15 protein-coding genes are annotated in these 16,338 nt (G+C 38.7%); 14 read left to right on the top strand and 1 reads right to left on the bottom strand.

Annotation, left to right across the window (positions count from 1 at the left end; genetic code table 11):
• The first annotated feature begins 3 nt into the window (after positions 1-3).
• The 14 genes from JNO66_RS20930 (at position 4) to JNO66_RS15375 (ending at position 15,834) form a co-directional block, all read left to right on the top strand.
• Positions 4-1,608: a response regulator transcription factor gene (locus tag JNO66_RS20930; protein ID WP_203089460.1), complete on the top strand. Its 1,605-nt coding sequence runs from the start codon at positions 4-6 to the stop codon at positions 1,606-1,608.
• Between the two features lie 47 nt (positions 1,609-1,655).
• Positions 1,656-2,951, top strand: coding sequence for an ABC transporter substrate-binding protein (locus tag JNO66_RS15315; RefSeq protein WP_203089461.1), 1,296 nt, complete (start codon positions 1,656-1,658; stop codon positions 2,949-2,951).
• Between the two features lie 252 nt (positions 2,952-3,203).
• Positions 3,204-4,517, top strand: coding sequence for an ABC transporter substrate-binding protein (locus tag JNO66_RS15320; RefSeq protein ID WP_203089462.1), 1,314 nt, complete (start codon positions 3,204-3,206; stop codon positions 4,515-4,517).
• Between the two features lie 84 nt (positions 4,518-4,601).
• Entirely contained in the window at positions 4,602-5,558 is a 957-nt protein-coding gene (locus JNO66_RS15325) for a carbohydrate ABC transporter permease (RefSeq protein ID WP_203089463.1), read from the top strand.
• Positions 5,559-5,578: 20 nt separating this feature from the next.
• Positions 5,579-6,427 (top strand): carbohydrate ABC transporter permease, encoded by an 849-nt coding sequence (locus JNO66_RS15330; RefSeq protein ID WP_203089464.1) that lies wholly within the window; start codon positions 5,579-5,581, stop codon positions 6,425-6,427.
• A 48-nt stretch (positions 6,428-6,475) separates the two neighbouring features.
• Entirely contained in the window at positions 6,476-7,135 is a 660-nt protein-coding gene (locus JNO66_RS15335; protein ID WP_203089465.1) for a YesL family protein, read from the top strand.
• A 151-nt stretch (positions 7,136-7,286) separates the two neighbouring features.
• On the top strand, positions 7,287-8,138 hold the full coding sequence (locus JNO66_RS15340) for an arylamine N-acetyltransferase (protein ID WP_203089466.1): 852 nt from the start codon (positions 7,287-7,289) through the stop codon (positions 8,136-8,138).
• 128 nt (positions 8,139-8,266) lie between these two features.
• The gene (locus tag JNO66_RS15345) at positions 8,267-8,662 is read left to right on the top strand and encodes a secondary thiamine-phosphate synthase enzyme YjbQ (protein WP_203089467.1); all 396 of its coding nucleotides are present in this window, start codon (positions 8,267-8,269) and stop codon (positions 8,660-8,662) included.
• 16 nt (positions 8,663-8,678) lie between these two features.
• Positions 8,679-9,530: an SMP-30/gluconolactonase/LRE family protein gene (locus tag JNO66_RS15350; RefSeq protein ID WP_273753562.1), complete on the top strand. Its 852-nt coding sequence runs from the start codon at positions 8,679-8,681 to the stop codon at positions 9,528-9,530.
• 212 nt (positions 9,531-9,742) lie between these two features.
• Entirely contained in the window at positions 9,743-11,350 is a 1,608-nt protein-coding gene (locus tag JNO66_RS15355; protein WP_203089469.1) for a putative polysaccharide biosynthesis protein, read from the top strand.
• A 128-nt stretch (positions 11,351-11,478) separates the two neighbouring features.
• Positions 11,479-12,636 carry a putative lipid II flippase FtsW gene (gene ftsW, locus JNO66_RS15360; protein ID WP_203089471.1) on the top strand — a complete coding sequence of 386 codons (1,158 nt, stop codon included), beginning with the start codon at positions 11,479-11,481 and terminating at the stop codon, positions 12,634-12,636.
• 34 nt (positions 12,637-12,670) lie between these two features.
• On the top strand, positions 12,671-13,849 hold the full coding sequence (gene rodA, locus JNO66_RS15365) for a rod shape-determining protein RodA (protein ID WP_203089473.1): 1,179 nt from the start codon (positions 12,671-12,673) through the stop codon (positions 13,847-13,849).
• Between the two features lie 99 nt (positions 13,850-13,948).
• The gene (locus JNO66_RS15370) at positions 13,949-15,112 is read left to right on the top strand and encodes an FtsW/RodA/SpoVE family cell cycle protein (RefSeq protein WP_203089474.1); all 1,164 of its coding nucleotides are present in this window, start codon (positions 13,949-13,951) and stop codon (positions 15,110-15,112) included.
• A gap of 17 nt (positions 15,113-15,129) precedes the next feature.
• Complete coding sequence (locus tag JNO66_RS15375; RefSeq protein WP_203089476.1) at positions 15,130-15,834, top strand: pseudouridine synthase; 705 nt, start codon at positions 15,130-15,132, stop codon at positions 15,832-15,834.
• Between the two features lie 58 nt (positions 15,835-15,892).
• Here JNO66_RS15375 and JNO66_RS15380 read toward each other — a convergent pair whose 3' ends face one another.
• A complete protein-coding gene (locus JNO66_RS15380; RefSeq protein WP_143846456.1) occupies positions 15,893-16,111 on the bottom strand; it encodes a DeoR family transcriptional regulator in 219 nt (72 codons plus the stop codon).
• Positions 16,112-16,338: the final 227 nt, after the last annotated feature.

The raw sequence follows: 16,338 nt of genomic DNA on the forward strand, positions 1-16,338 counted from the left end.
ATCGTGTATTCCGTTCTTTTAGTAGACGACGAAATCAACATTCTTGAAGGGATAGCAGCACTCGTTGATTGGAACCGTTGTGGAACTGAGCTCGTTGGAAAAGCGAGTAATGGGATTGAGGCATTGGAGCAAATTACAGAAAAGAATCCAGATGTTGTCATTACAGATATTAAGATGCCTGGATTAAATGGAATCGAATTGCTTAAGCGTGCTCATTCGATGTTTCCGTCCATCAAATGGATCATTCTCTCTGGACATGATGAGTTTGATTATGCGCAAACAGCTATGGAATATGAAGTTAAACATTACTTATTAAAGCCTTCGAATGAATCAAAGATTGAGGATGCCCTTACTCAAATTGTTGATCGATTGGATAAGGAGAAGGAAGATGAAGCTTTTATTGGGAAGATGAAAGAAAAGCTGAATGAAATGTTACCAAAAGCAAAAATGCAGGTGTTAAAGGAATTCTTAACAACAAATACATTTGGGACGCAAGAATTGGATTATTACAAGCATCTGTTTGAACCGAAGGAACTGACAAAGCTCCTAAAGCTTGTTGTTTTAACAGTTGATAAGTCTATACATGACCACAATTCTTATGTTCAATCTGAGGAGTTTGAACACTTTTATGCCCTAAAAGAAATGGCTACGTCAGAAATAGAGAAAACTCAATCTGTCTGGCTTTCAACTACTGTTGGAGAAAAGGTTGTGATTTTAATCGAGAGTTGTTCTGATGATCAGCTTATCTCAATCTTAGAAGATGTGGGACATCACTTTACACACTTTTATCAGTTGACGTTCACAAGTGCAGTAACGAGGGAAAGTACTTTGACGGAATTGAGACAGCTGTACCGAGAAGCCTTACAAGGTCTAGCAGAACGATTTTATTTAGAGGAAGGAGGAATTATTTCAACGGGGCTCATCGATCGGCAGCCGTTTCGTATCGATGAACTTCAATTTAATCATGAAGAACTATTGGTCTTTATTCGAAGCGGAAACATGGTAGAAACGAATCATTATCTTAACCATTACTTCTCTTATATCGCGGAAAAAAAGTACGATGTAGGTATTGTAAAGGCTCATAGCTTAGAGCTATATATGTCTATCATTCGTCAGGCTTCAAATGAATTAATGGATGAATTGTTTGCAGTGGTGGCACAGTTTCAAAGGTTACAAACGTTTCGTCAAATTGAAGAATTTATGATGCAAAACACAAGTAAGGTCGTAAGTGAAAATTACAAATCAACCAAAAAGCAGATAAGTACGACCATTCAAAGACTTTGTGACTATGTTGAATCCTCCTACTGGGATTCAGAATTATCGTTACTACAGCTTTCAACTGACGTCTTTTACATGAATGCAGATTATTTAGGAAAGCTGTTTAAAAAAGAAATGGGGGAGAAATTCTCTCACTATTTAATGAAGCTTCGAATTAAAAAAGCCATTGAACAAATGTGTGAGATTGAAAATAGTAAAGTAGCAGAAGTGGCGGAATTAGTGGGGTTTGGAAACAATCCACGTTATTTTAGTCAAGTCTTTAAAAAGCAAACGGGCTACACACCAAAAGAATATAAAGAGACCTATTGTTTTAGCGCATCTGAAAAATAATCATAAACCTGTTAAAAATACTTCATATTATGCCAGGAGGCGAACAGATGAAAAAATCAAACGGTTTATTCATGGTTTCAGGGGTTGCAATAGCTCTTATCCTCACCGGTTGTCAAGAAAAGGCCACAAGTGAAGTAAAAGATGATGGGATGGAGGAAGTCACGCTACGAATGTCATGGTGGGGATCTCAATCACGGAATGATCTTACCTTGGAGATTATTGAAAAATATGAGGAGCAAAATCCACATGTGACAATTAAGCCTGAATTTACTGGATGGGACGGATACTTCGAGAGAATGGCCGCTCAAGCAGCGGGAAATAACCTACCTGACATCATGCAACAAAACTTCGGGGAATATTTAAATTTGTATGCTAGTCAAGGATTACTAACAGACCTCTCGACCTTTATTGAGGATGGCACCTTAGATGTTAGTCAAGTAGAGGATGACATCTTACAGATGGGTGAAAAAGATGGAAAGCTGCTAGGTATTCCGACGGGGACAAATGGGTTAACGGTTGCTTACAATAAACAGCTATTAGAAGAAGCAGGTATTGCACTTCCGACGAATGATTGGACATGGGACGATTTTAAAGAGATTGCAGAGCAAGCACACGCTGAACTCGACATATACGGATCAGGTTCGCTTGGTACGGGTAATACATTTGAGTACTACCTTAGAGAGAATGGATATACCCTTTTTAATCAAGATGGGACAGCACTTGGGTATGACGATGATCAGTTATTAGTAGATTATTTTACGTTTAATAAGGATTTAGTGGATGCTGGTGTTATACCAGGATTAGATGTGACCAATCAAATTCAAGGTCTAGAAGACGAACTGATTGTTCATAAAAAGTCCCCAATCGCCTTTGTCCATTCCAATCAAATTCTGGCCCTTTCAAATGCAGGAGATTACTCATTTGATTTGAATGTATTACCTGGTGAGAACAGTGAGCGAGGAATGTATTTAAAACCTTCTATGCTTTGGTCAGTTAGCGAAAACTCAACACAAAAGGAAGAAGCAGTTAAGTTTATTGATTATTTCGTGAATGAACAAGAAGTCTACAACATTAGCGGTTCAGAGCGTGGAGTACCAATCAATAATGAAATTAGAGAAACAATGAGGGCGAATCTAAGCGAGGTTGAAGCGAAGATTTTTGATTACATTGAATACCTTACCGAAAATAGCTCTCCTATTGATACGAATTTCCCTTCCGAAGCAAGTGAAATCTTCAACGCGTTAGAACAAGTGGATGAGCGAGTGATGTATGGTCAGATTACTCCTGAAGAAGGAGCAACTGAGTTTAGAGCTGATTCAGAAAGAATTTTAGGAGGGAACTAACAAGATTACAAGAACAGATGGAATTCACTAAAAAACACTGATGAATCTTTTCAGTGTTTTTTTTTTTTGTGTTGAACGTTAATAGATTCTATTGAAGTGAACCCTCATTTTTAATCATCGCTTTACACATTATTTGTTATCTCTGTTTTTTGAACATTTTAGATCTGATTATTTGATTCCCAGAAAAATAAGGATGGTGTACGATTAGTACAGCTTAAGAAAGCGCTTTCAAAATATAAAGGGGGTTGCTTGATGAAAAAGAAATGGATGTTTTTAACGGCTTCTGTATTAACGGCTTCATTAGCCTTAGCTGCATGTGGAGGGGCTTCAGATACGGGTGGAGAAACAACCGACTCTGAAGGTGGTGGCAGTGGTGATGAGCAAATCAAGTTGCGTATGTCTTGGTGGGGTTCTCAGGAACGTCATGACATGACATTTAAGATTATCGAAATGTATGAGAAAGAAAATCCAAATATTAAAATTGAGCCGGAGTTCACTGGATGGGATGGCTACTTTGAGCGTATGGCTGCTCAAGCTGCAGGAAATAACCTTCCGGATATCATGCAACAAAATTTCGGTGAGTACCTAAACCTATATGCAAGTCAAGGGTTACTTGCAGATCTAAATGAATTTAAGGATAGTGGGGAACTTGATTTAAGTAAGGTAGATGAATCGATTGTTCAATCAGGAATGAAAGATGACCAGTTATTGGGAATCCCATCAGGTACCAATGCTCTGACTGCGGTTTACAACGCAGAGATGCTGGAGGAAGCTGGAGCAGATCTGCCAACGGATGATTGGACATGGGATGATTTCGAGGAAATTGCCTACAAGGTTCATGATGAACTAGACACATATGGGACTCGCTCTTATGAAGCAGGTAACATTTTCGAATACTATCTAAGAGAGCAAGGGTTTGCCCTGTTTAATGAAGATGGTACTGCTCTTGGATATGACGATGATCAAATTCTTACAGACTATCTGACAAGAGCAAAAGAAATGGTAGATGCAGGAGTTGCTCCTGGATACGACGTGATTCAGCAGATTCAAGGGATTGAAGATGAATTGATTGTACACAAAAAAGCTCCGTTTGATTTAAGATGGTCCAACCAAATGAAAACAATGTCAATGGCAGCGGATTACACATTTGATCTTAATGTGTTACCTGGAGATAACATAACACAAGGGATGTATCTAAAACCAGCGATGCTTTGGTCTGTAAGTGAGAATTCAGAGCACAAAGAAGAGGCGGTTAAATTCATTAACTTCTTCACGAATACGAAAGAAGTATTTGACACAATCGGATCTGACCGTGGTGTTCCAATTAACAATGAAATTCGCGAACAAATGCGTGCCGACTTAGACGAAATTGAAACGAAAATCTATGATTACATCGATAAAGTAACGGAAAACAGTTCACCAATTGATACAAATTTCCCTGCTCAATCATCTGAAATTCTAAACGAGCTAAATACAATTGATGAGCGAGTGATGTATGGACAAATTACACCTGAAGAAGGCGCTGCTGAATTCAGAAAGTCAGCTGAAATGATTCTAGGAAATTAATGTTGAGGAAGTGATCCTATCATGAATATGTGAAGGGGATCACTTTCTTTGGCTAAAGAAAATGATCTGTAAGGAGTGGAGATTATGGCACAAAACCAGACGGGTAAAGAAACTGTAGTTCCAGTTAAACCGCCTTTTAAAAAGCCGTTTAAACGACCTAAACGATTGCGTACAGGCTATGAAGAAGTGTCAGGGTATGCATTTATTTCGCCATTTATTATTGGATTAATTGCCTTTACGCTTTACCCGATTGTTTATTCACTTTATCTTTCCTTCACGAACTATGGGATGGGTGGAACATATGAATGGATTGGACTAGGTAACTATGAACGAATGTTCACGTCAGATGATACGTGGAGACAGTCATTAAAAGTAACCTTTTTATATGCGGGTACTGCGGTGCCTATACGCCTTGTATTTGCACTTATGGTAGCGGTTGCCCTTAACAAAATTGTCGAAGCTGTAGGTCTTTATCGAACAATGTTATACCTTCCGTCTGTAGTAGGAGGAAGTATAGGAATCTCCATTATGTGGAGACAGTTATTTGGTAACGATGGTGCCTTTAACTCTGTGTTAGCATCGATCGGACTACCGACTCATTCATGGCTTGGTGATCCTGGTACAGCGATTTGGACACTTGTTGCTTTATATGGATGGCAGTTCGGTTCATCGATGCTTATTTTCCTTGCTGGGTTACGAAACATTCCAAAAACGTTTTATGAGGCATCTGCTGTAGATGGTGCTAAGCCTTGGCAGCAATTCTTTAAGATTACGATTCCTTTGTTAACGCCAGTGATCCTTTTTAACACGATCATGCAGACGATCCAAGGATTTATGGCATTTACCCCAAGTTTTATTGTCACGAATGGTGGACCAATGAACAGTACACTCCTATATGTACTGTATATGTACCGTCGTGCCTTTGAATTCTTTGATATGGGTTATGCATCCGCGATGGCATGGGTCATGTTAGTTATCATAGCGATCTTTACAGCTGTTATCTTTAAAAGCTCTGATAAGTGGGTTCACTATAACGATTAACAAAGGAAGGAGACGAACACATGGATACCAAACGAAAAAAACGCATAAAGAAAATTGTCCAACATATTTTAATGATCATCTTTACGCTTATTATGCTTTATCCTTTGGCCTGGATGGTGATGAGTTCATTTAAACAAAGTTCGGATGTGTTTGTGGATGCACACACATTAATACCTAGAGAATGGGCTTTTAATAACTTTTCAGAGGGTTGGCAAGGATTCGGTGGAATAACATTCACCACGTTCTTTAAAAACTCATTTGTGATCACTGTTATTTCCACCATTGGAAGTGTGATTTCCTCAACATTTATTGCGTATGGTTTTGCACGCATAAAATTTACAGGCAAAAAATTATGGTTTGTCTTAATGATGTTAACATTAATGCTTCCATATGAAATGGTTATGATCCCTCAATACGTGATGTTCTCAGGTTTTGGCTGGATCGATACGTACCTGCCATTAATTTTACCGACATTCTTTGGTGTACCATTCTTCATCTTTTTGATTATGCAATTTATTCGGACCATTCCAACTGAGCTGGATCAAGCTGCAAAAATCGATGGCTGTAATACATTCTCCATCTTTTTCCGAATCATTGTCCCACTAGTTGTGCCGGCAATGATGACAGCAGCCATCTTCTCATTTTATTGGAGATGGGATGACTTTATGGGCCCGTTAATTTACCTAGTAACACCTGAGAAATATCCAGTTTCACTTGCTCTTAAGTTGTTCTCAGACCCGAGTGCTGTGACAAACTGGGGCGCAATGTTTGCGATGACAACCGTTAGTATTTTACCGGTGTTCTTAATCTTCTTCATCTTCCAGCGTTACATTGTAGATGGTATTAGTACAAGTGGATTGAAATCTTAACGGGTAAAACATGAATTCAGTGTAATTGATCAGATAGGAGAGATCACAATGGAAATGAATCGACTGTTTACTGGAATCTATAATCTCTGTAAGTGGATCACCTATTTCTTCTGGCTCAACCTGTTTTGGGTGGGTGGAACCTTATTAGGTGGAATTGTGCTAGGCTTTATGCCTAGTACAACAGCTGTTTTTGCGATAGCACAACGAACGGCTGCAGGAGAAGAAGACATTCCTTTATTCAAAACATTTGTCCGTGAGTACCGTCAGTCCTTCTTGCTCTCAAATGGAGTTGGGGGTATTCTATTTGTTATCTCTGCTATCTGGTACATTGATTTTATGTTTGTCAGACAATGGGAAGGTGCGTTCCATTCGGTTATGCACGTTGCGCTCATTGTGATTGGTCTTTCAATAGGAATGCTCATGATGTATGTTTTTCCAGTTTTAGTTCACGATCAAATGTCGATTAAGAAGACACTAAAAAAAGCACTCTTTATTGGTTTTCTGCACCCAGCTAATATGGTGTTTCTATTCGTTAGTCTATTATCGACTTACTATTTTTTAATTTACCTTCCTGGTTTAATTCCTTTAGTTGGAATTAGTTTCTTTATTCACGTAAACATGTGGATCGCCTACAAAGGCTTTGAACGCATTCATGAGATGCACGGGAAGCATCAAAGAAAGCAAGCTGACACGCAGGCATCGGTATAAACTTAGTTGAGAAAAAGAGAGTGTTCTTTTAAAAGACATTCTCTTTTTGTTTTTTAGGTTAAATTATCTAACATAAATAGTGTGATCTCTCTCATTCTTGGGTATAAAGCAAAGAATACTCGATTGATGAAAAAAGGTGGGAGGGATTAGCATGCAGAAGCTTGAAGTTATGCAGTATTTGAATATTCTAGGATTAAAAGAGGAGCAACCTTCTTACACCTTTTTGGCGAAGATTGTGCGAGCGCATGTGTTTTGTTTTCCATTTGAGAACATAGGAAAAGTGATAAATTTTGATCAAAATACATTTCAGGTAGATGCACTTCCAACATTAGCAGAGTTTATCGAACAATTTAATCAGTATCAGTTCGGTGGAACGTGTTATGTATTAAATAGTATGTTAAATCAATTGTTAAATGAGCTTGGATTCACAAGCTATAACATCCATTTAGGTAAGGATCATTTAGCGATCATAGTTACGCTCAATGGAGAACATATCTTTGTTGATTGCGGGGTGGCAGCACCCATTTTTACTCCAGTTCGAATTGAGAAAAATCATATGTATGAGTTCACATACAATCAAGAGACGATCCACATTCGTCATTTGAGTAAACAGAATTATGAATTCGCAAGGTTTATCAAAAGGAAGCTAACAGAAGATTGCTGGACATTTTCCACGAACCCAACAGACCCCTCGTTTATAAAGGATATGGTTCGGCGGTCACACCAACCTACAGCAACGTATATGTCAGAGCTTCGATGTCAGCTTTGGAAAAAGAGCTGCAATATGCGCATACGAAATAATCAATTACGTATCTACTATCCGGATGGAACAACGGAGAAACGAGTGTTCAAAACATCTAATGAGATTGAAGAATGTGTTCATAATGAATTTGGATTCAGCAAACTACCTGTGAAACGAGCCATTTCAATTCTCGAGGCATCTGGCATTCATATCTTTCAACAGGAGGATGCTGCTAAAAATAGTATTGAAGAAAAAGTGTAGAGACATTCCCCTTTTTAACATCGGATCATAAACGATTCCAATTATTTTCTTATTCTGAGTATCATTTGGGTTTTAAGTAAATAAAACAGGGAATAAGGAAGTGGAGATCGTGTAAGGGGGAAATTACCATGTTAAAAAAGAAAAGATTAACGACCACTAATAGAGACAGTATGGTTGATATTACACGTGAAGTCGAAACGGTTGTTAAAGACTCCAACATAAAAGAAGGACAGGTTGTTATATATTGTCCACACACAACAGCAGGGATTACGATTAATGAAAATGCAGATCCTGATGTTAAAGAAGATATGCTAATGAGCTTCCAAGAAGTATACCCGTGGGAGCATCAACAATATAAACACGCTGAAGGCAATAGTGCAGCCCACTTAAAAGCGAGCACTGTTGGTTCATCACAAACCGTCATCGTTTCTGAAGGCAAATTAATCCTAGGCCAGTGGCAAGGGATTTACTTTTGTGAGTTTGATGGCTCAAGAGCTAGAACCTATTATATAAAAGTCAGCTAGTTGGGAGAGTGATCGTGTGAAGGCAGAGGTCATCTGGAAATCAAAAGCAATGCTTGGTGAGGGACCTTTTTGGGATGAGAAGCAGCAAGTTCTTCACTGGGTTGATATTGATGGATGTAAGTTAAACACCTATTCACCTAACGAAAAAGAAAATACTCAGCTTTCCTTTGGCCAAAAGGTAACAGCTGTTGTGAAGCGTAAAAAAGGCGGATACATATTGGCAATGACAGACGGTCTCTATTTATTTGATGCGGATCGTCTAGAAAAAGTTGCTTCCCCTGAAAAGATTGTACCGTATCACCGATTTAATGATGGGAAATGTGACCCGGCTGGACGCTTATGGGCTGGAACAATGGTTATGGAGGGCTCAGAAAAGGATGCTGCGCTTTACAGACTCCATACAGACTATTCATGTGAGAAAGTGATTGAAGGCGTCCAGATTTCAAATGGATTAGCATGGGATACGAAGAACAGTAGTATGTATTACATTGATACACCAACACAACAGGTTGTCTCATATCAATACCATCAGGAAAGTGGAGAGATTGATGGAAAAAAAGTCGTTTATACCTTTCCGAAATCAGAAGGCTCCCCAGATGGTATGACGATTGATCAAGACGGAATGCTTTGGGTCGCGATGTACAACGGCTGGCAAGTCATTCAATTAAATCCTTATACCGAAGAAATTATTCAGCGAGTTGAAGTAGGTGCAAAATGCGTTACGTCCTGTGCCTTTGGTGGAGAAGACTATCAAACTCTTTATATCACAACGGCTTCTAGTAATGACGAGAATGACCCACAAGGTGGTAACTTGTTTGCCGTTCATACTAAATCAAAAGGCTATAAGCCCGATGAATTTGCAGGTTAAGAATCATTTTTTCTGCTAACACTTGTAGAAGTGGAACGATGGTATAACCGAATAGATAAGCTTGAATGATGGGCGATTATTCCACTAGCTGGAATGTTCGCTCTTTCTTTTGCTTTTTAGCTTATTTTTTTACATGATTCGTCACGATTATGCATAATCAAATTATGCTACAATTCAACTTAGATCTTTTTCGGAATGTACAGGAGGAAAACATGGCCGATTCAAATTTGATGCGCGGTACAAAAGTTTTAACCGCTGCAACACTTGCTTCAAAAATTTTAGGCTTTATTTACGTCGTTCCCTTCTCTGCTTTAGTTGGTCAAACAGGGTTAGGGTTATATTCGTATGGGTATACGCCTTATACCATACTTCTCAGCTTAGCAACGTTGGGGTTTCCACTCGCTGTTTCTAAGTTTGTTTCCAAATATCAATCAATGGGTGATTACGAAACGGGATACCGACTGTTTAAATCTGGGTTACTTGTGATGAGCATAACCGGTTTATTAGCCTTTCTTCTCTTATTTTTTATGGCGCCTGTTATCACGCCTCTCGTTTTGCCGAATGAACAGGCAGGTGTAAACTCTTACGAGGATATTACCTTTACAATTCGTATGGTCAGTGTTGCTCTGCTAATTGTCCCAATTATGGGGATGATCCGAGGGTACTTTCAGGGGTCGGGGCAAATGATGCCAACAGCCGTATCTCAAGTGATTGAACAAATTGTGCGCATCTGTTTTATCTTGTCGGCTGCTTTTTTAATTATGAACGTAGGGAATGGTGAAATCGGACTGGCTGTAGGTTTTGCTACCTTTGGTGCATTTATCGGAGGTTTGGCTGGGCTGGCCGTGCTTCTTATGTATCTCTTTAAAAGTCGAACAACCATTATAGGTCTAGCACAAAGCAAACACTCTAAAAAACCATTGCCATTAAAAGCAATGTACAAAGAGCTTATATGGTATGCTGTTCCTCTTTCCATTGTAGGTTTGGCCATTCCGTTATTTCAGTTGATTGATACGATGACCATTAATGGAGCACTTGCACGTATCGGAATGGGTGAGGTTTCCGAGAATTTTGTTGGCGTACTGACGCAATCGGCGCACAAAATCGTATTAATTCCTATGGCTTTAGCAACGGCATTGTCGATTACACTTGTACCAACCATAACAAGAGCTTATACAGAAGGTGATCAAGTTAAACTTCAACGTCTAATCACGCAAACCTTCCAACTGATCCTATTTATCACGTTGCCAGCAGCTGTTGGTCTAGCCGTACTATCAGATCCAATCTTTGTTGCGTTATTTAGTATTGAAGACTTGGCCATTGGAGGAGAAACACTACAATATTACGGTCCAATCACGTTATTATTTTCTCTTTTTTCTGTTACAGCAGCTATTCTTCAAGGAATTAATCGACAAGTGCTTGCGATCACAGCTCTTCTTTCTGGGTTAATTCTTAAGCTTGCATTAAATCATCTGTTGCTTGTCTCAATGGGACCAAATGGAGCTATTTTAGCAACCTACATTGGATTTATCGTAGCTATAGGCGTGACTGTATGGGGAATCGGGAAATATACGTCATTTTCTTATCAGAAGATTGTTCAAAGAGCGTGCATCCTTCTAGGCTTTTCTCTCATCATGGCAGCTGTTGTTTGGTTTATCACGATGGGACTTCGTTTAAGCTTTCCATTAGAAAATCGCTTTAATAGCTTTGTATTATCAGGGGTAGGTGCATTATCTGGGGCCATTGTTTATGCTTATTTAACATATCGCTCCGGGTTAGCTGAGGTAGTACTAGGAGAACGGTTTAGGAAACCAGATTGATGTTTAGAGATTTTGCGTCATTGGCGCACGATTTTCAACAAGTTATGACAGCTTCCTCCTCTTTTTCAAAAGCCCACGCTCTGCTATAATAAAAGGACTGACTATGTTCGGGTGAAGTGGGGGAGGCAATGAAGTATTCAATAATAAAAGATCATGATTGGTTGCTAATCCTGACAGTTTTTGCGCTGGCTTCCTTTGGTGTGTTAATGGTTTTTAGCTCAAGCTATGTGGAAGGTATGTATATGGGAGAAGGAGGAAGTGGAGATCCTTACTTCTTCTTGAAACGGCAAGCTGTCTGGTTTTTACTCGCCACCATTCTTTTTATCTTTTTTATGCACTTTAATTATCATGTGTTTAAGAAATTAACGCCGTTTATTTTAATCTTATCTTTTTTATCGTTATTTCTGGTATTGGTAGGATTTGGTAGTTCGGGCGGAGGAGCTCAACGTTGGTTGCAGCTTGGGCCATTTAGACTTCAACCTTCCGAATTTGTTAAATTAGGCATGGTTATTTATCTTGCTCAAGTCTATTCTCAAAAGCAAGTGTATATTCATAAATTTATTAAAGGAGTCCTGCCGCCTTTAATTGTAGTTGGATTGATCTTTATTCTTATAATGCGTCAACCGGACCTAGGAACGGCAACAGCGATTTTAATGGTTACGTTCTTTATCATCTTTTTATCGGGAGCGCGCTGGATACATATCATTGGTCTAGGTGTTGTTGGTGGTTCGTTATTTACAGTATTAGCAGTTTCCGAATCATACCGTTTTAGACGGTTAACCTCATTCGTTGATCCGTTTGCTGATCCGATGAACGATGGTCTCCAGCTCATTCAAGGGTATATAGCATTTGCGCATGGAGGGCTGACCGGAACTGGATTAGGTGGTAGTGTACAGAAGCTGTTATATCTACCTGAAGCACATACTGATTTTATCTTAGCGATTATCTCAGAAGAACTTGGAATTCTTGGTGTGTTGTTTGTTTTGGCGTGTTATGGGGTGATCCTCTTTAAAGGAGTACTTGTCGGAATTAAGTGTAAGAACCCATTCGGCAGCTTACTTGCTTTTGGTATTGTTTTTCAATTGGCCATTCAAGTGGTCTTTAATATTGGCGCGGTGAGTGGTTTGCTACCAATTACCGGAATTACGTTACCTTTAGTAAGTAATGGTGGATCATCACTACTTGTAACGATGGTATCTATTGCCATTTTGGCGAATATATCACGTCATAACATTCGTCAAAATCGTTTAAAAGAAGATTTTGATAATCAGGTTAAAACAGCCTAGCAGGAGGGCTTAACCTTATTTGTGGAGGAATAACATGCAAGAAAGAAAATCAAGCCTTCAACAGCTTGACTATACGTTATTGTTTCTAATGTTTGTGTTAATGTGTATTAGTTTGTTGGCCATATATAGTGCATCTGGACAATACAATGTCGATCCTAGTTACTTTGTGATCCGGCAGCTTATCTGGTTTGCTGTTGGAGCTGTCATTATTGTTGGTGTAATGTTTGTAGATTATGATTTCTTTAAAAACTTAACAGTGCCTGTCTATGCATTTGGTATGCTTCTGTTATTGATCGTTGAATTTTTTGGGGTCTACCGCAACGGAGCGCAACGTTGGATTAACTTAGGTGTAACAGAAATCCAGCCATCAGAGTTTATGAAGATCTTTTTAATTCTTGCTCTAGCGCATTTATTATATAAAGTAACAACTCATCGAAAAGATACCTCTATACAGGGCGACTTAATCATTCTGTTTAAAATCTTGGCCTTAGGTGTTCCGCCGTTTTTCTTAATTCTGAAACAGCCGGATTTAGGAACAGCACTTGTTATTGCAAGTATCATCGGTGTTATGATTTTAATGTCAGGAATTAGATGGCGAATTTTAATTTTTATGTCTGTCCTAGTCATATTGGGAATTTCAATTCTGGTTTGGCTCTATAATGCTCATTTTGATATATTCAATATTTTTATCAAGTCTCATCAGCTTGACCGAATTCTTGGCTGGTTAGATCCGGATGGAGATACATCGGGGATTGGTTATCAATTAAATTTAGCGTTACAAGGAATCGGTTCAGGTCAGTTTTATGGGAGTGGCTTTATGCAGGGCGTTCAAACTCAAAGTGATACCCTTCCTGAAATTCATACTGACTTTATCTTTGCTGCCATTGGCGAGGAGTTTGGGTTCTTTGGAGCGATGGTACTACTTGTTACGTATTTCTTATTATTTTACCGGATGATTATGATTGCTCTAACATGCAATAATTTGTATGGATCGTATCTTGTAGCTGGTGTCATTGGTCTGCTTGTGTTCCAAGTCTTTCAAAACATTGCAATGACGATTGGTTTAATGCCAATCACAGGGCTTGCGTTGCCGTTTATTAGTTACGGGGGAAGTGCTTTACTTACGAATATGCTCGCGATGGGAATCATTCTGAATGTAAATATGAGAACAAAGCATTATATGTTTGAAGCGAGAGAATCAGTTGCCGAATAAGGTGACTGATTCTTTTTTATGCAAAAAAAGGAATAAACTCTGTCCAAAAAAGGGAGGAGTCGATATAATGAAGGGAATTGGAAATTAGGTGGGGCTATGATGTTAAAATCAAAGATAGATTATAATATGCTTTTTCTTCTCTTTCTCTTTATGGTGATTAGTTGTTTTTACATATATGAAGCACAGGAGCTTCAACAGTATTCAACTAACTTTATGCTCAGGCAATTAATCTTTTTCGTTGCATTATTTATGTTAGTCATTGCCATGTCGTACATTGATATTGATTATATTAAACAGAGCCATTGGTTTTTATATGGATTTGGAATCATTATTTTAATAGGCCTTCTCGTTGTACCGGACTCCCTTGTGAGGGGAGAAGATAACGGGGCGGTACGCTGGTATAACTTGCCTGTGATTGGTTCATTCCAACCTGCAGAGCTAACAAAGATCTTTTTAATTGTTACCTTTGCTAACATCATTGGTAAACATAAAGAAGGTTCATCAAAATGGAAAAGTGATGTCTGGTTAATCATTAAGGTTGCGGCTCTATGCGCTCCTGTTGCGTTATTATTAATTGAGCAGCCTGATATGGGAACAATTATGCAGATTGCAGCGATTGTTTTATCTGTGTTACTTGTATCAAAAGTTAGTTTAAAGTGGATTCTTTCAATGATTCTTATTCCTGTCACAGCCATACTTAGCTTTGTAATGGTTTATTTTACACGGATGGATTTATTAGAGAAATATTTTTTTGTTCATCTTGAAGATTACCAAGTAAAACGTTTTCATGGATGGTTAAATCCGACAGAATATGTGGATGAAGCATTCCAAGTTAATTTAGCGATGAGAGCAGTAGGCTCAGGTCGATTAAATGGAATTGGGGCAGAGAATAATAATTACTATATCCCTGAAGCGCATACTGACTTTATTTTTGCGATAATTGCCCATACTCATGGGTTTATAGTGGCGTGTATACTTATAAGTATTTACTTTATTCTCTTATACCATATTGTTATGATAGGTTTTCAATCAACAAACCAATTTGACCTATGTATTTGTGCCGGAGTGGCAGGATTATTTGCTTTTCAAATCTTTCAAAACATTGGAATGAATATCGGGTTACTCCCAGTTACTGGGTTTTCATTGCCGCTTGTTAGCTATGGAGGAAGTTCGTTATTGACAGCTGGTTTATCACTTGGTTTAGTCTTATGTGTAAAAGCAAATCGAAGAGAATATATGTTTGAAAAGTCTGAGGAAATGTAGGAAATGAGGCAATTAGAATGAGATTAGACAAGCTTCTAGCTGATGCAGGATATGGCTCAAGAAAAGAAGTGAAAAAGCTTTTAAAGTCCGGGGTTGTTTCAATTAACCAGAAAGTAAATAAAGATCCAAAAACACAAGTAGATCCTAGTTCCGAGGAAGTCATTGTTGCGGGCGAGGCTGTTCATTATCAATCTGAGGTTTATTTAATGTTAAACAAACCAAAAGGGGTCATCTCTGCAACGGAGGATTCCATGCATAGAACAGTGATTGATTTAATTGATGAGAAGTGGGCGTCTTACTCCATTTTTCCTGTAGGTCGATTGGATAAAGATACTGAGGGATTATTATTGCTAACAACAGATGGTTCGTTTTCACATCGATTGATGTCCCCGAGACAGCATGTGTCAAAGGTATATCAAGCTAAAATTGACGGAATGGTCACTGATGAAGACATCGAAGCATTTCGCGTAGGTGTTGAGCTTGATGACGGGTACGTAACAAAGCCTGCAGTACTCACTATTTTAGAATCCAATGAGATCTCCAACATCGAACTGACGATAACTGAAGGCAAATTTCACCAAGTGAAACGAATGTTTAAGGCAAGAGAGAAAACCGTATTAGCTCTTAAGCGTAGAGCAATCGGCAAGCTTGATCTCGATGAATCACTTGCGCCTGGTCAATATAGAGAACTAACGGAAGAAGAGTTAGCCTTATTTGAATAAAAGCCAAAAGAGACCGAGGCACACAACGTTGCCTCGGTCTCTTCATGTAACAGGTCTACTATGAAACCCTTGTTTTTTTGTTAGTTGTACTCCATTTTCCACGTGTAGGGCTTGTCACGAGTTTGTTATACTCTAAAACGTTCAAGTCACGTTGGATCGTCCGTTGAGTAATTCCGAACTCTTCAACCAATTCATTCGTCGTGACGGTCCCCCTTTGTTTGATGTAGAGGTAAATGGACTTAATACGAGTCAGCATGCGATCAGTTGAAGTTTTCAAAACACCACTCCTTATACATAATCATGACTAGATCCTGTTGCTAAATGTATGCAGAATAAATCCACATCATGCACGGTTCTTTAATGATTCATGTGCGTCAGGGACGTGTTGTCTTTCTAAAGTGATGTTAGATCAGATTATCTTCTATCTGTTTAATCTGATAAAACATATACTTCCCTAGACACGTATATTTTACAACGGCTTGTCTAATTTATCAAGGATTTTGT

It is taken from the genome of Alkalicoccobacillus gibsonii (assembly GCF_016798245.1).
GTDB classification, from domain to species: Bacteria; Bacillota; Bacilli; order Bacillales; family Bacillaceae_D; genus Alkalicoccobacillus; species Alkalicoccobacillus gibsonii.

Excerpts from the sequence above, each read along its gene's own strand:
- JNO66_RS15335 (WP_203089465.1), top strand. The coding sequence starts at position 6,476 with ATGGAAATGAATCGACTGTTTACTGGAATCTATAATCTCTGTAAGTGG.
- JNO66_RS15340 (WP_203089466.1), top strand. The coding sequence starts at position 7,287 with ATGCAGAAGCTTGAAGTTATGCAGTATTTGAATATTCTAGGATTAAAA.
- JNO66_RS15370 (WP_203089474.1), top strand. The coding sequence starts at position 13,949 with ATGTTAAAATCAAAGATAGATTATAATATGCTTTTTCTTCTCTTTCTC.
- JNO66_RS15320 (WP_203089462.1), top strand. The coding sequence starts at position 3,204 with ATGAAAAAGAAATGGATGTTTTTAACGGCTTCTGTATTAACGGCTTCA.
- ftsW (WP_203089471.1), top strand. The coding sequence starts at position 11,479 with ATGAAGTATTCAATAATAAAAGATCATGATTGGTTGCTAATCCTGACA.
- rodA (WP_203089473.1), top strand. The coding sequence starts at position 12,671 with ATGCAAGAAAGAAAATCAAGCCTTCAACAGCTTGACTATACGTTATTG.
- JNO66_RS15330 (WP_203089464.1), top strand. The coding sequence starts at position 5,579 with ATGGATACCAAACGAAAAAAACGCATAAAGAAAATTGTCCAACATATT.
- JNO66_RS15325 (WP_203089463.1), top strand. The coding sequence starts at position 4,602 with ATGGCACAAAACCAGACGGGTAAAGAAACTGTAGTTCCAGTTAAACCG.
- JNO66_RS15315 (WP_203089461.1), top strand. The coding sequence starts at position 1,656 with ATGAAAAAATCAAACGGTTTATTCATGGTTTCAGGGGTTGCAATAGCT.
- JNO66_RS15375 (WP_203089476.1), top strand. The coding sequence starts at position 15,130 with ATGAGATTAGACAAGCTTCTAGCTGATGCAGGATATGGCTCAAGAAAA.
- JNO66_RS15355 (WP_203089469.1), top strand. The coding sequence starts at position 9,743 with ATGGCCGATTCAAATTTGATGCGCGGTACAAAAGTTTTAACCGCTGCA.
- JNO66_RS15345 (WP_203089467.1), top strand. The coding sequence starts at position 8,267 with ATGTTAAAAAAGAAAAGATTAACGACCACTAATAGAGACAGTATGGTT.